Source organism: Desulfosporosinus paludis (assembly GCF_045689965.1).
GTDB classification, from domain to species: domain Bacteria; phylum Bacillota; class Desulfitobacteriia; order Desulfitobacteriales; family Desulfitobacteriaceae; genus Desulfosporosinus; species Desulfosporosinus paludis.
In genome coordinates this window covers 5,048,786-5,063,217 of record NZ_CP144211.1, presented here as the reverse complement: position 1 = coordinate 5,063,217, position 14,432 = coordinate 5,048,786, and the positions used below count along the sequence as shown (strand labels likewise).

General features: G+C 41.5%; 15 protein-coding genes. All 15 read right to left on the bottom strand.

Translation table 11 applies throughout. The features are described from left to right. Positions 1-19: 19 nt before the first annotated feature. On the bottom strand, positions 20-355 hold the full coding sequence (gene nuoK / locus VZF35_RS25095) for an NADH-quinone oxidoreductase subunit NuoK (RefSeq protein ID WP_407307664.1): 336 nt from the start codon (positions 353-355) through the stop codon (positions 20-22). Continuing rightward, positions 352-855: an NADH-quinone oxidoreductase subunit J gene (locus VZF35_RS25090; protein WP_407307662.1), complete on the bottom strand. Its 504-nt coding sequence runs from the start codon at positions 853-855 to the stop codon at positions 352-354. Before VZF35_RS25090 ends, nuoK begins: the two co-directional genes overlap by 4 nt. 2 nt (positions 856-857) lie before the next feature. After that, positions 858-1,271, bottom strand: coding sequence for a NuoI/complex I 23 kDa subunit family protein (locus tag VZF35_RS25085; protein WP_407309203.1), 414 nt, complete (start codon positions 1,269-1,271; stop codon positions 858-860). 4 nt (positions 1,272-1,275) lie between these two features. After that, positions 1,276-2,331 (bottom strand): NADH-quinone oxidoreductase subunit NuoH, encoded by a 1,056-nt coding sequence (nuoH, locus tag VZF35_RS25080; RefSeq protein WP_407309200.1) that lies wholly within the window; start codon positions 2,329-2,331, stop codon positions 1,276-1,278. Between the two features lie 25 nt (positions 2,332-2,356). Continuing rightward, entirely contained in the window at positions 2,357-3,460 is a 1,104-nt protein-coding gene (locus tag VZF35_RS25075; protein WP_407309198.1) for an NADH-quinone oxidoreductase subunit D, read from the bottom strand. 12 nt (positions 3,461-3,472) lie between these two features. Then, positions 3,473-3,961 carry an NADH-quinone oxidoreductase subunit C gene (locus tag VZF35_RS25070; protein WP_407309196.1) on the bottom strand — a complete coding sequence of 163 codons (489 nt, stop codon included), beginning with the start codon at positions 3,959-3,961 and terminating at the stop codon, positions 3,473-3,475. Next, positions 3,951-4,472, bottom strand: a complete 522-nt coding sequence (locus tag VZF35_RS25065; protein ID WP_407309194.1) for an NADH-quinone oxidoreductase subunit B — start codon at positions 4,470-4,472, stop codon at positions 3,951-3,953. Before VZF35_RS25065 ends, VZF35_RS25070 begins: the two co-directional genes overlap by 11 nt. Continuing rightward, positions 4,463-4,819 (bottom strand): NADH-quinone oxidoreductase subunit A, encoded by a 357-nt coding sequence (locus VZF35_RS25060; RefSeq protein WP_407309192.1) that lies wholly within the window; start codon positions 4,817-4,819, stop codon positions 4,463-4,465. Before VZF35_RS25060 ends, VZF35_RS25065 begins: the two co-directional genes overlap by 10 nt. Positions 4,820-5,241: 422 nt before the next feature. Next, entirely contained in the window at positions 5,242-5,517 is a 276-nt protein-coding gene (locus tag VZF35_RS25055) for a hypothetical protein (protein ID WP_407309190.1), read from the bottom strand. A gap of 388 nt (positions 5,518-5,905) precedes the next feature. Next, the gene (locus VZF35_RS25050; protein ID WP_407307550.1) at positions 5,906-7,510 is read right to left on the bottom strand and encodes an IS1182 family transposase; all 1,605 of its coding nucleotides are present in this window, start codon (positions 7,508-7,510) and stop codon (positions 5,906-5,908) included. Positions 7,511-7,634: 124 nt separating this feature from the next. After that, positions 7,635-8,759: a toxic anion resistance protein gene (locus tag VZF35_RS25045; RefSeq protein WP_407309188.1), complete on the bottom strand. Its 1,125-nt coding sequence runs from the start codon at positions 8,757-8,759 to the stop codon at positions 7,635-7,637. A 115-nt stretch (positions 8,760-8,874) separates the two neighbouring features. Then, the gene (locus tag VZF35_RS25040; RefSeq protein WP_407309186.1) at positions 8,875-11,349 is read right to left on the bottom strand and encodes a YceG family protein; all 2,475 of its coding nucleotides are present in this window, start codon (positions 11,347-11,349) and stop codon (positions 8,875-8,877) included. Positions 11,350-11,385: 36 nt separating this feature from the next. Next, positions 11,386-11,724, bottom strand: coding sequence for an arsenate reductase family protein (locus tag VZF35_RS25035; protein ID WP_407309184.1), 339 nt, complete (start codon positions 11,722-11,724; stop codon positions 11,386-11,388). Positions 11,725-11,842: 118 nt separating this feature from the next. Continuing rightward, positions 11,843-12,799 (bottom strand): multidrug resistance efflux transporter family protein, encoded by a 957-nt coding sequence (locus VZF35_RS25030; RefSeq protein ID WP_407309182.1) that lies wholly within the window; start codon positions 12,797-12,799, stop codon positions 11,843-11,845. A gap of 115 nt (positions 12,800-12,914) precedes the next feature. Next, on the bottom strand, positions 12,915-14,321 hold the full coding sequence (locus VZF35_RS25025; RefSeq protein WP_407309180.1) for a TerD family protein: 1,407 nt from the start codon (positions 14,319-14,321) through the stop codon (positions 12,915-12,917). Positions 14,322-14,432: the final 111 nt, after the last annotated feature.

Here is a 14,432-nt window from a genome sequence, read left to right as displayed (position 1 = left end):
ACCTTCTCCATAGTCTCTCTTACCACTTCAACCAATTAAATTCATCCACATTTGTGGAACGACGGTTGCGATAAATTGTAATCACGAGTGCTAGTCCGACAGCGATTTCAGCAGCTGCCACGACAATGACAAAAAGTGCCGCTACGTGTCCCGTAAGAATATAGTGGATATCTACTTTTTGATTCCAGATAAACCGATTAAAGGCTACAAAGTTAATGTTAACCGCATTCAGCATTAACTCTATAGACATCAGTATGGCGATGATGTTTCTCTTTGAAAACACACCATAGAGACCCAGGCAAAAAAGCATCGCTCCCACCAGCAGATAAGTAGAAAGCCCTACACTTAAATTCATCTGCTTTCCTTCACTCCCTTCGCTAAGATCACAGCTCCGGCTAGAGCTACTGTCAGCAAGACTGCTGCTGCTTCAAAGGGAATCATAAATTGAGTAAGTAACAGTAACGACATATCCTCAGCAGAGCCGCCACTTGTCCAAGCTGTGGGTAAAATACGCCAGTCCGCATTGGTCAGGACGACCAAGGCGATAACCACGAACACTAAGACTGAAACAATCGCGCCCCGTCCCCACTTACGATTATCCGGATTACTATCACAGACCTCGCCACGCAAGGTCAGCATCACGGCAAAAACGACCATGATCGAGACTGCACCCGTGTAGACTAACAACTGAACGGCAGCAAGGAAATCTGCATTCATGAGAATGTAGAGCACGGCGACTCCGGAAAAGGAAAGTGCCAAATAAAATGCACTATGCACGATGTTCTTAGAAGTGACTACTCCCCAAGCTGCGGCAATCGCCATAATTGCGAAGATAAAGAAAACGATAGTGCCCACGCTTACCCCTCCTTTCCGCTTGGCCTGTTCAATTGCTTAGACCGCTCAATCATATCCCATAGTAATTCTTCGCGATGGTAAACCGCATTTTCATACTCTTGGGAAAGTCTAAGCGCACCGGTCGGGCAGGTTTCCGTACATAACCCACAAATAAGGCAGCGACCAATATTCATATGGTAAGTCTTTAATACTTTTTTATTGTTCTCATCCTTTTCGCTCGTGAGATTAATGACTTGATTCGGACAAACGTTTACACAAAGCCCACAAGAAATACACTTCTCGGGTTCAAGAGCCATGGAACTCCGTGTACGGGGAGAAAGCTTCGGTTTTACTTCAGGATAATACTCTGTAAGATTGGGTCCATAGAAACGTTTAAGCGTAATGCGCAAGCCTTTTATTAATCCTTTACCAAACACTCTTTTACCCTCCAATCCGCGGAATGAGCAGCTGGTAAATATAAATGCCCAGACCTGTTAAAAAGATGTTCGCCAACGATAAAGGAAGCAAGATTTTCCAAGCAAAATGCATAAGATGATCAACTCTCATCCGGACAAAGGTCCAACGGACCCACATCATTAAGAAAATCACGAGCCATATCTTGAGAATAAACCATAGCCATCCTGGCAGAAATCCAGGGCCGTACCAACCACCCAAGAACATTGAAACAGCGATTGCAGATGTAGCGACCACATTGCCGTATTCCGCGAGCATGAACAATCCCCACCTGAGTCCGGAGTACTCCGTGAAAGGTCCGGCGACAATCTCCTGCTCCCCTTGAACTTGGTCAAAAGGAGCCCTGTTAGTTTCTGCTATACCGGCTATCAAATAAATAAGAAAAGCCAAGGGTTGCAGGAATATAAAGGGAATAGTTTTCTGTGCCTCAATAATAGATGATAGGTTGAAGGTCTGAGTAATCATTACAACACCTAACAAAGAAAAGAGCAAAGGGATTTCATAACTTATCATTTGGGCAACTGCCCGCAATCCCCCTAGCAGAGAAAACTTATTATTGGATGCCCACCCGGCCATCAGCAGCGCAAGCGTTGAAATTGATGAAATTGCCAAAAAGTAGAATATTCCCAAGTCAAGATTAATTGCCACCATTCCCTTACCAAAAGGAATAACGCCAAAGGCCATCAGGGTAACCCCTACGAGCATCATTGGAGCCATTTTAAAAAGGAATTTATCTACATTGGCAGGGTAGATATCTTCCTTACCCAACATTTTCACCGCATCGGCAATAAATTGAAACCAACCGTGCGGCCCTAGTCGGTTAGGACCTGATCTCTGTGAGACCCAGTGGGCAAATTTGCGTTCCACCAAACTAAGAAACAACGCTGCGACGACCATAATCAAAAAGAGTATAATAAACACGATGATATTAATCGTCAAATCAGCCCCGATCGAGTGGGAATCCATAAACAGTCCACGTATGGCGGCCGCAATATTTACAAACACATTGTTTAAAGCGTCCATCTTCTTCTCCCTTCATTGAAAATTCCTACTTATCCACTTCACCTAAGACAAGATCCATAGATGCGAAAATAGTCACAAGGTCTTGAATCTTCCAGCCGACCACTATAGCAGGAAGCATTTGAACGTTAACAAATGCTCCGGCACGTATACGTACCCGGGCCGGTTTCGCCGTCCCATTACTAACTATGTACCAACCCATTTCTCCCTTTGGGTTCTCAACTCGATGATAAACTTTGCCGGCTGGAGGCTTAATTATCTTCGGAACCTTCGCCATCACAGGCCCTTCTGGGATGTCTCTCAGCGCCTGTCGAATAATTCTTCTGCTTTCTTGAATCTCAAGAAGCCGAATAAAGTGCCGATCATAGGTATCACAGCCATACAACACCGGGACATTAAAATCAAACCTATCGTAAATACCATAAGGTTCGGCTTTCCGTACGTCATACTGTACTCCGGAAGCCCGTAGATTCGCTCCCGTAATGAGCAGATTCTCTGCTAATTCCTTCGGGAGAATACCCACACTTTTCATACGTGATTGAGCAATCTCATTACCGAAAAAGATGCCATGGTACTCCTCAAGCATCTCAGGCATATCATCGAGAAAACTCTTGAGTGCAGGGATAAATTCGTCCGGAACATCATGGCTGACTCCACCAATTCGGAAATAATTCGGAGTCATACGATTGCCCGCTGTCATCTCAAAAAAGTCGAGAATTCGTTCGCGGTCACGGAAACAATAACTCCAGGGAGTCCAACCGCAAATATCTAGAGATCCACTCGCGATCATGACCAAATGACTAGCAATCCGACCCAATTCCGCAAAGATAACGCGGAGGTACTCTGCGCGTTCGGGGACTTCTATATCCATTAATTTTTCAACGGCTTGGACGTAACCTAAACTGTTATGCGGACCTGCCAGATAATCCAGACGGTCAGTGTACGGAATAAACTGATTATATGTACGACTTTCCGCCATTTTTTCCAGACCACGATGGAGATACCCAATTTTGGGTTCAACGTTAGTAACAACTTCTCCATCCAAATGGACCACCATACGAAACACGCCATGCGTACTCGGGTGTTGGGGGCCCATGTTCACAGAATACTCTTGAGTTCCTTTAATCGTCATAGTTTCCCCCACCTATTCTCCTTCTTTTCTTACTCGCATTACCGCTCGTTGTTCACGACTCTCAATAACATAATCTTTCCGCATTGGATGCCCTTCAAAATCGTCCCACATATAGATACGCTTCAAATTGGGATGTCCTCTGAATACAATGCCGAACATATCGAAGGCTTCACGCTCTAAAAAGTCTGCCCCCTTCCAAAGGGGAGTAGCCGAATCAATCACAGGATTTTCCCGTTCGACTCTAGCTATAATACGTAAACGCTGTGGACCGCGCAGACTGGATAACTGGTAAACAACTTCAAGGTGATCCTCTAAATCCATTCCAGCTAGGTCATGCAAGAAATCACACGGAACATCTGCGAAATCCTTAGCAACCGTCAACGCTTCTAGTGCATATGGGTAATTTACGGTTAATTCAAGTACGCCAAGGCTCTCTTCAACTTGTCCGTTAACTCTGCCTGCCAACTCGGCCACTTGTGCTCTCAAAATATTATTTAACATGCTTAATTAACCTCGCCTTAGCAGGATTTTGTATCTTCCGTTTGAGTTGCAACATCCCAAAAATCAAGGATTCCGGTCTTGGTGGGCAGCCAGGGATATAGACATCGATCGGAACAATGCTATCCGCCCCCGGTACTACGGCGTAAGAATCTGCGAACGGACCACCTGAGCAGGCACAATTCCCCATGGCAATGACCCATTTAGGCTCTGGCATTTGATCATAGATACGGCGCGCTATTGGAGCCATTTTCCGGGTCAAAGTCCCTGCCACAATCATTAAATCTGCTTGTCTCGGTGAAGCCTGGAACACCTCATAGCCGAAACGCGACAAGTCATAACGAGGACCTCCTGATGATGCCATCTCAATAGCACAACAAGCCAGACCGAAAGAGCAAGGCCAGAAAGAATGCACTCGACCCCAGTTCAAGAACTTCTCGACACTGGTAAGCAGAATATTCTTTTCAGCTGTGGCCTCAGCGTCACGCAGCGCTTTCTCCCTTTTTACGTCCACTCCAAAGCACCTTCTTTCCAAGCATACCAAAAACCAACTATGAGAATGGTCATGAAGATAAACATTTCAGCAAAAGCAAAGGTTCCAAGTTTACGGAACGTCAATGCCCATGGATACAAAAAAATTGTTTCTACATCGAAGGCGGTAAAGACAATAGCATAAAGAAAGTAGTTGCTCTTGAATCCGATCCACGCCCTGCCAATTGGCTCATTACCACATTCATAGGTTGTTAACTTTTCCTTATGTGGCTTATGGGGTGCCAATAGATGAGCAACAGCCATGACTACAATTGGTAAACCTACTGCAAACGCAAGCAACAATCCTACTGCGGCAAAATTATCTGACATTTCCTTCCCTCCTAACGTTTAATATTTAAAATATTGTGATTTGTTTCCCAAATATAGACATCATCTCACATTGACATAACTAAGACCCCTAATACCCTTACCCTTCAATAAACTGAACCATCATCAGATAATTCAGCCCCAGTTATTTCTAAACAGCCTCAGCAGCTCCAAGTCAGGGCATAGTGCATTGAGAACCTCTCTATACTTATTAAGTTTTTCGATATGAAATTACCCCTCCCCCTTTACAGCTAAGTACGAAGATACAATTCCGCTACCAACGGATACATTGTATCACCGTACTTAAGCGAAATTTGTTGGTTTCTTACGTTCCTTCATTTGATATTGCTACAATTTATTACCTTATTAAATCAATAACGACAATAATGTAGCATCAAATGACGAAAAAACCTGGCGTTATGTAGCTAATTTTTTTTCTTTATGTCAAATGGTCTGTTGTCTCTGAGAATAGCAGAAAAAAGTGATGCCAGAAATAAAAAGGCAATCAAACCTAATGATGAGATTAATTGCGTATAACTCATCACCGTCAGCGGAGAGACTTCGGCTAGGGCTACTTCTCCCGCTAAATTATATAACGTATAACAAATGGCTGATCCTACCGCAAGACAAAATCCTGTTATCGATGCTCCCTTGGCCTCGGCATAGAGTCCACTTGCGAGCACAGTTCCGCTCGTTACCATTATAAGTGCTGCGATCTGTTTCCCCTCGATCCTTATATGAAAAAATCGAACCTGGATAATACTGTAAATACAGCATAAAGATAGAGCCAAAGTACAGTTAGTTATGCGGAAGATAAAGCAAAGAGTATGCGGCTAAAATATTCGTGCCTAAGTTGCTTACCAAGCCGACCCACGGACGCTTTAAATCCTCTAGCAATTAAAATTTTCTTGCGTACAAAAAGGGAGTGTCGCAAAACTACTATTTTGAAGTAGCAAGCGATGCTCCCCATTTCTTTTTACTGTGGAAAATATTAAGTGGTTTGATTGCAATGCTCAATCTCTATTTTCTACTTAAATTTGTGTATAGCAAAATAAGCCTTCTAGATGAGACTGTTTTTTCGACCCCTTTTTAAGCCGTTTTTAATGGATGAAGGGGTTTACCAATTCGTTCATTCTGTATTTTAGCGTGAAGTTTATTCACGTTATACCCAAAACACAGCAGCATAAATTCAGTTTTTACACTGTTTTTACCTCGTGTCAAAAAGCGATTAAAGTTATAGTCATTTTTGAGTACCCCAAAGGCTCCTTCGACCTGTATGGATCGATTTACTCTGAGTAGTCTCCCTTTTTCGGTGGTAATGTTTCCGTACGATACCTGGCGTTTGGCCACAAACGTTTTAGATACTTGCATTCTTCGATTGCCTTTAGCTTTTGTACATTGACTTTTACAAGGACAATCACGGCAGTCTTCACATTCATAGATCGTGATTTCAGATCGGTAGCCCGTTGCCGATGTTCGATGGGTAATTCCCACTAGTTTGAGTTGTTTTCCGTTATGACAGGTGTATTCATCCATTTCTGCATTGTAAACCATGTTTTCTCGCTTGCTGATATCCTTTTTGAAGCGTTTCTTTTTCCATTGTTCATAGGTTTGCGGCTTTATGTAGCAGGTCTGCTTTTTCCCTTCGAGATAAAGATAATTCTCCTCACTCTCATAACCAGAGTCTGCAGTAACATTTTCATAATGGGCCTGTAGTTTAGATTCCAGCGTGTTTAAGAAAGGGATGAGTGTGGCTATGTCGTTACGATCCTGGAAAATTCCAACCCCTGTTACATATTCACTTTCCACGCCAATCTGAACATTGTAAGCCGGCTTTAACTGAGCGTTGCGCATATGGTCATCTTTCATATGCATGAAGGTCGCATCAGGATCGGTTTTGGAGTAGCTATTTCTTCCTTCGAAGAATTGGTGATGTCTGTTGTACTTTTCTTGACGGGTATAGAATTCCTTCAGGTCTTCTGTAAACTTTTGTAGCTTTGATTTCCGTTTTCCAATACCATGGACAAATTCAATCTGCTCTTGCTGACGTTTTTCTTCTAGGTAGGAGAGGGCCGCCTTAAGGTCCTTAAGTAACGTTTCTTTGGTTGCCTTGAAGTCCTTTAGATAGGTCAAATTGATCTCCTCAAGACAGGATTGAATTTTCAAGAACATTTTGGTCTCATTCTTAGTAACGACTTTCTTCCAGACAAACGTATAACGGTTAGCATTGGCTTCAATTTTTGTTCCATCGACAAAAAGGTTCTTAAACTCTACTTCCCCAAGCTTGTGTAAATACGTCACCATTTGGAAAAAGAGGTCTTCTATGGATTCCTTTAAATAGTTCTTCCGAAATCGAGCAAGGGTGCTGTGGTCTGGTGCCTTGCATCCTTCCAACAACCACATGAAGTTAATGTCTCTTTTACAAGCAACTTCAATCTTGCGGCTTGAGTAAATGTTGTTCATATAGGCATAGGCTACTACTTTGAACAGGATTTTGGGTTCGACTACAGGTTTTCTTCCAGTGGAAGAGTAGGCCTGATACAACGCTTCGTAATTCAATCCCTCCAAAATGTGGCTTAGCAGTCGAACTGAGTCATCCTCCGGTATTAACACATCAAAATTAAATGGTAGAACTAATTGATAGTGTCCACTTAATTCAGTATAATTTTTAGAGTGTAATTTGGTTGTTAGCATAACTCAAATTATACGACAACTGCGGGTTCTTTGGGACCTGCAGTTTTGTTTCTAGTAGGAAAAGGGGCGTTGCTTACGAACTATTTTAGTTCGTTTTGCAACGCCCCCTTTTCCTCCTCAATATTTAGCGGATAATCCCCCGATTGATAAAGTCCTGTTTGAGGACCTCTAATCTCTTGGTTCCATCAATACGTTTTTGTCTCATTTCCTCCTGAATCGCTTTCGTCTCTTCAATCCCTCTCACGATTGTTTGCCATGATTTTTCCAAGGTCTCAATGCTGACGGAACTTCCTGAGGCGAGTTTAGCGACCATTTTCGATTGTAGGGCTGTGTTTTCTGCGTTGCGCAGCAGCAGCTCATTGGTCTTTTCATCTAAAGCACTCATAGCTTTGGCTTGGACGGATTGTCGCTTCAACATGATTGCTTGAACTAAGCACTGTTTGAAAATCGGCATGGTAATGACGAAAGCCGAATTAATTTTGCGGACTAAATTGTAATTTCCGTATTCGATTGACTTAATGGTCGGCATACTTTGTACGGCAACATTTTCCGCCAACTGTAAATCATAGATTCGTTGCTCCATGATTTCTTGAATCTGCAATAAATTATTGACATTTATTTGGTCAAGCTGGTTTCCTGTCTGATTCGCTTTGGCCTGGGCTGTAGGGATAATATTATTTTTCAGTTCCGCCAGAACTACTTGACCTGCATAGATATATTGCCCCAACTGCTCATAATATTCTGTGTTTCTGACAAACATGTCTTCCAAATGCTTATTAGCGACATTTATCTCCGCCTCATACTTTTTTAAGGTCACAAAGACTTTATCAACTTCATCTCCCATAGAGTTATATTTATGGAACAGGGCTTCCACTGAATTTTTTGCTTTAGAAAACATTTTTCCCAGAAAACCCGGTTGCTTTTCTTCAAAATCCTTGATATCAAACTTATCCATAATCTTATTAAGTTGTAGCAACAGCTCTCCTGAGTCCTCAACTTTTGTCGTTTGCATAGAATGCAGGATCGCGTCAGAGAATCTGGAAACCTCTTCCGCAGTGTTTTTGCCAAACGACATAATCGAACCTACATCTTCGATGTTAATTTGGCGCACAATACTGCGAACTTCCGGGCTTTCTTTCACTTTAGCCATAATTTCGTTCTTAGTCTGTTCAACATTAAACTCTGGAATAGGTGCCGGAACTAAGCTTTTATCCTCTGTTAATGTTGTTGTGAAACCTTGAATCTCCATGGTACATACCCCTTTCTCTATCCCAAATTGAAGACGTATTTTTAACGTCCAGACTGCCTTGCAGTTTTCTGGGCCTAATCAAATAACCTATAATTTTCTGATTCTCACACTACACTTAGCGGCCATTAAAGAAGCGTGCCAGCAGACCCGTTTTTTTGGCCGGAGGAGAAACGATGCTATACAGAGGCGAAAGGTCAAGCTCATATTTGACCAAGGGCAGCTGATGAACATCAAATAGACTAGGGTTAATCCATTGTTCAAGCGTATTGTACTTTGTTGGCGTAAAAATGAGGATATCAAGTCCGACAAGATTAAAATAGGCCAGCAAAATTGCATCAATGTCCGAAAAGCTTTCCTTGTCGCGATCATAAACAATAATCTTAGGGATTTCTTGCGGGAAATCAAAACTTTCGATCAGCTTGATCAGAGAATCATCCATAGTCAAGATCGTCATTAAAATCTTAAGCTTCATTTTTTCATCGATCTCAAAGAGGAGCATCTTAGAAACTAAAAGCTCATTTAATTTAGCAATCAAAAAATGCTGCAAGGGCGTTCGCAGATATCCGAATTTGTAATGGGGACTTTTCATTACCTTCAGTTCATCGACATTACCTTGCTCGTTTAACAAATAATCTGCTTGATAAAGTTCTTGTCGGGTATAGCATACCCTGCTAAATGGAGCAGATTCGATCAGTCGAGTGTTCGGAGCCGTTGAAAAAGCTTTGAGGTCTTGCCAATAGGCATCGAGATCTTCATTGACACCATTAATCTTGGCAAAGAGATTGGGAATGTAAACTTTCTTGTTTTGGACTTTGAACTCAGGTCTGACTTTAGAGGGTTCGCGCCAGAGGATTTTGAGTTCGTCATACGTCGCCTTCAGCGTAATAGGTTGAGTCATGTAATTTTCGAATTGCCAAGGTTTATATAATCCAACCTCTTCACTATAGATAACTTCTTCGATTTCTTTAGAAGCACTATAGGCAATCGTGCTTCTACGGATCAATTGTTCTCCAACTGGAAAAGGGACCAAAGGTAAACTATGCAAGTTCCTGATCACTTGAGTCAGTGTATCATCTTCATCGATGCTATGAAACGATAGATCTCCTTCCAACTCTGAATGAATAAAAAGTACATCAGATCCTATTTTATGAAAGAAGTTCAGCAAGTAAATTTCATGGGGTCGGATAGAACCATAAAAGAGGACCTTAAAATGATAATTCTGACTTAATCCCTCTTCCCCATTTCTTTGAACTGGCTCCCTGCTCTCTAAAAGTTTCGGTATATAGCGATTTACCCATATCACAAGCTTTAACGAAAAGTTCAGGAGAATAGTAGACGTGAGATTGCTCTGTTTCTCGCTGAAGAGTTTCACAGTGTCAATATATGACTGTCTGACAGTGTTATTAAAGAGCGGGTCCTTCGTGCGTGGCAGAAGATTGACTTGAAGAATGTGTTCTAAGATTCCCCCTCGATTTTCAAAAGTATTATGATTAAATTGCTGAGGAATTAAGGCAATTTCCACAGGACTGGGAACTGGGATTCCTTCAAGAAACTTTAAATAGTGGCCTGAAATTTGCAGTGTTCGATCTAGGTTATAAAGGGTGTTATAGTATTCCGCTTCCCAATCGTCTGAAGAAACAGGCACTCCAATATAACGTACAAAGAACGTGGGAAAAATCGGAAACGGTCCAGAAATATAACCACTACGTTTTGGCATTGGAACAAGTATATCTTCAAGAGGAGTATCCGAGCGCTTTAATTTAATAACGATCAAGGGATCGGTGTTTTTTAGTGAGTTCAAGTTTAAAGGTTCTTGGGCTATTGATGTTTTTGGCTGAAGGGAAGGGATATCCTTTGACCGAGGCTCTATAGTTGCTCGTTTCTGGGGAAAAGCAGAGATGGGACGTTCTTTAGACATCATAATAGGAAGGGAAAATTTATTTTGTTGATCTACTTTTTTGAAGCGATCATCGAAGGAGGTATTTACCACCAATACATCGCATCCCAATTCGGACAAAAGGATAAGAAAGTATATTTCATGCGTCTTAGGGCTTCCCCAGTATAGAATTTTTGGATTATAGAGGTTTCTTTCCAGACTTTGTCGGCCATAATCTGAAAACCAGAGCAAAATTTTAGTGACGAAATTAATAGATATACTGATATTACTCGGTGGCTCATTGAGCCTATATAAATTCAGAACAATTCCAAAAGCCTCTCTGATCGTTTGATTGACCGAATGATCTGCGGTTAACGAAAAATACCCTTTTGCTTCCAGGATGTTTAAAAGGGCACCGTTGTTATAATCTTTGAGAGAGACGGGCTCTAGAACCTTTTTAGTTTTCTCGATTAAAAGTGAATCATTCGTCAAAGGGATGACCATATCAAAAAGAATGTAATTATTTAAAGAGCGAAGCTTTTCATCAAGATGTGCGATCTCAGTCAGGAACTCGTTTTGATCGTCAGAACACCCAATAATACGGTAAAAATAATTGGAAGAACTCCTTCCTCGTTCGTTCAGAGGAGACAGTAGTTCCTTAAATATCATATCAGTTTGCTTTAAGAGCTTTTCATCATTGCGGTTTGTCTCCACACTTTCTCACTCCTCAAACCAAAGCCGCCTTAGTTTCTATTCCCAAGACGACCAAACCTCAGGTTTATACCCTACTGTCGCTAGTTTACCATTGCGTACGATAGGAGTTTTATAAAGACTAGGATTATTGAATAACACTTCTTCTCTGCCACTTGACGTTATAATTCGATCCATATTTAACGTCCTGTAATCCTTAGCATCACAATTAATAAGGTCTGCCAAACCAACGGCGGATTTAACACTTTGTAATTCTCCTTTGCTTAAACTAAATTGTGTTAAATCAATAAATTGGTATTTGATTCTTCTTTCTTTAAAATAGCGTTCTGCTTTTTTAGTGTCAAAGCATTTCTTTACTCCAAATATTTGAATATTCATTTTGAATTTATTCCCCTTACCGTACTCGGTGCTTAAATTATGACATTATTCATTCCAACTAATACTTGTATTCTATATCAATCACAAAACTTGTATTCCTTACCAATGATCAATCAGTTTAAACTGATTGATCATTTCTTGTTCCTCCTGTGAAGAAACTGTGCAGTGTCATTCCAAGGATCACAAGCCCCATTCCGATGAATGATGAGATCGTGGGGCTTTTGCCGTTCAAAACAAAAATTTCTCCCAAAAGTGAAAAAATAATTTCACCGGATTGAGTTGATTCTACTGCCGCCAGTTTATGAAGATCTCCCTTAGTAAGATCTGTAGCTGTAAAAAAGAGGACAGTTGCGATGACACCGGAAGACAGTGCGACAATCAAAGATTGATTCATTTGCTGGTAACTAGGAAGTCCAGCGTTCATGAGTCCATAAATCCCCAGGATAAACCAAAAAGGCAGACTTGCCAAAGTCATTCCTAGGACTCTTTGATAAGTATCAAAGTTGCTTCCACATGCTGTCATCATTTTTCGGTTTCCTAAAGGATAGGCGAAAGCGGCTAAAACAACAGGAATAACTCCAAGTATTATCTGTTTGAGTGTCAGTTGCTGAAGTTGTTGTAATTGAATAACGGCGACTCCAGCAAGGATAAGTAAAGAGATCCACAATCCTTTAAGCGGAATTTTTGCCCGGACTTTTTTAGGCCCACTGTCAGAAGGAACTACCTCAAAAAAAAATGGGGCCAGTAAAGAACCCGCGACAATAGTGATTTGCCACATACTAGCCACTAACCAAGCTGGTCCATAAGCAGCTGCAAAACATAACGGAGCGTAAAACAAACCGAAGCCAACAGTACTCCAACCAAGCCATAATTTAGGCCTTTTTATTAGATCGTTGAGGAGTGCTTTTAGATTACCTCGAATCATAACTATTAACAGCAGAGGCGGCACCATAAACCCATAGCGAAGAACTGCGCTCCATATCCAACTGCCGCCGGAGAGATTCATTGCCCGATTAAGCACAAATGTAACGGCAAAAAAGAACGACGCTAAAATACCGAGAATAATTGCTCTCAAAGTTCTCCTCCTCTACAACTATCGGGCTATGCATAAGCAATCACTGTTGATTGAAAACATTTACATTATTGTATAACAATATTTTATAGACGACAACAATCTTCGTTAGGAGCCGTTAGAAGATAAATTCCTTAGGATCCAAGTGAACTTCATGACAAATCTCAGCTACAATATTCTTTTCTACAGGGGCAAATTCTCCATCTGCGAAACCGATAGCACAGCACAAACGAACCATCAAACGGGCTGCCTCGGGTTTGTTGGCTATTTTGCCGACCGCTCGCAATGCCTCTGCTTTTCCCAATAGTTGATCACTTTTAATTCGCTGTATATAGTAATTGAAGCGGCTATCCACCTCATTAATATTAATTCCCCGCATTTCCCGGCTGGTACGGAAATACTCCATGAGCTTTTCTCTTTCCGAAGGATCGATGATCCCATCGGCCATAGCTACGAGAGCACTGCCTGCCACTAAAGCTTCAGTAAGATCTTTCCCCATATACTTGCTCACAACATTTCGGGCATTTTCCGTTTGTTGTTGCAGCCACTGTGCGGTATTAGTGTTGCTTGCAGCGTTCCAGCGCTCGCGGCAGTTCAAACAGACAAATTCCATGTTTTTACTTCCGATAAAGCCGGCTAACACTCCTACAGGTCCTAACAGAATACCTCCTACAAAGGCCTTACCGATTCCAAATCCTTTTTTGCCAGCTGTTATCTGAGTCGAATGGCAACGAGGGCAGACTATACCTTCATGATCCCTTCTATATCCTACATTTAGGGATTGCTCATACGTTGGATAATTTGTTGTTGCGAAAGGTGCTGCTGATCTGCTTGAACTTGAATTTTCAGAACCGATATACCCTTGATCTCGATGACCATAACTAGATTGCCTTGTACTGCCATAATCTGAAGCTGCACTGTTATGATTGGTTACTGGACGTTCTTCTTCCACTTCCAAACCAAAATTTCGGCAGAGGGCGGCCAAACCGCCTTGGAAACCACTCGCTATGGCATGAAACTTCCACTCCCCTGCATGGCGATAAATTTCAGCAGCCACAATAGCTGTTTCAACGGAAAAATCCTGACCGAGATCATAGTTAAGAAGTAACTCATTCGTCTCGGCATTAACAATTCGTACGTATGAGCTTTTTATATCTCCAAAACTTTGTCGTTTTGATTGGGCTTCGTTGATAGTAATCGTGAACGCAATTCTCTCAATATAGGAAGGCACAGCGGTAAGAATTATGCGTATCTGCTCGTCATCTCCACTCCCTGAGCCTTTTTTATTGTCTCCACTATGGTTTACAGAACCTTGACCACCCGATGGGTTATTATAGAAGACAAAATCATTTTCATCATTTACCATCCCATTTGGTCCTAACAAAAAAGCTGATGCATCTAAATCATAATTATAGTTATTTGTCGAATTATTAGAGGCCCAGCCTAAACCAACGATGATCTCTCGCAACTCAGGATTACTCTTGGTTAGATCAACCTTTTGCCCTTTACTAAGTCTTACAGCCACTTATTTCCCTACTTTTCCATTACTATAGAAAAGTCTACGAATTATCGACGGATTAAGTGAAGTTTACCATATTAAGACAAGCATAAGCAAACATAATGATCTCTTCTTTTT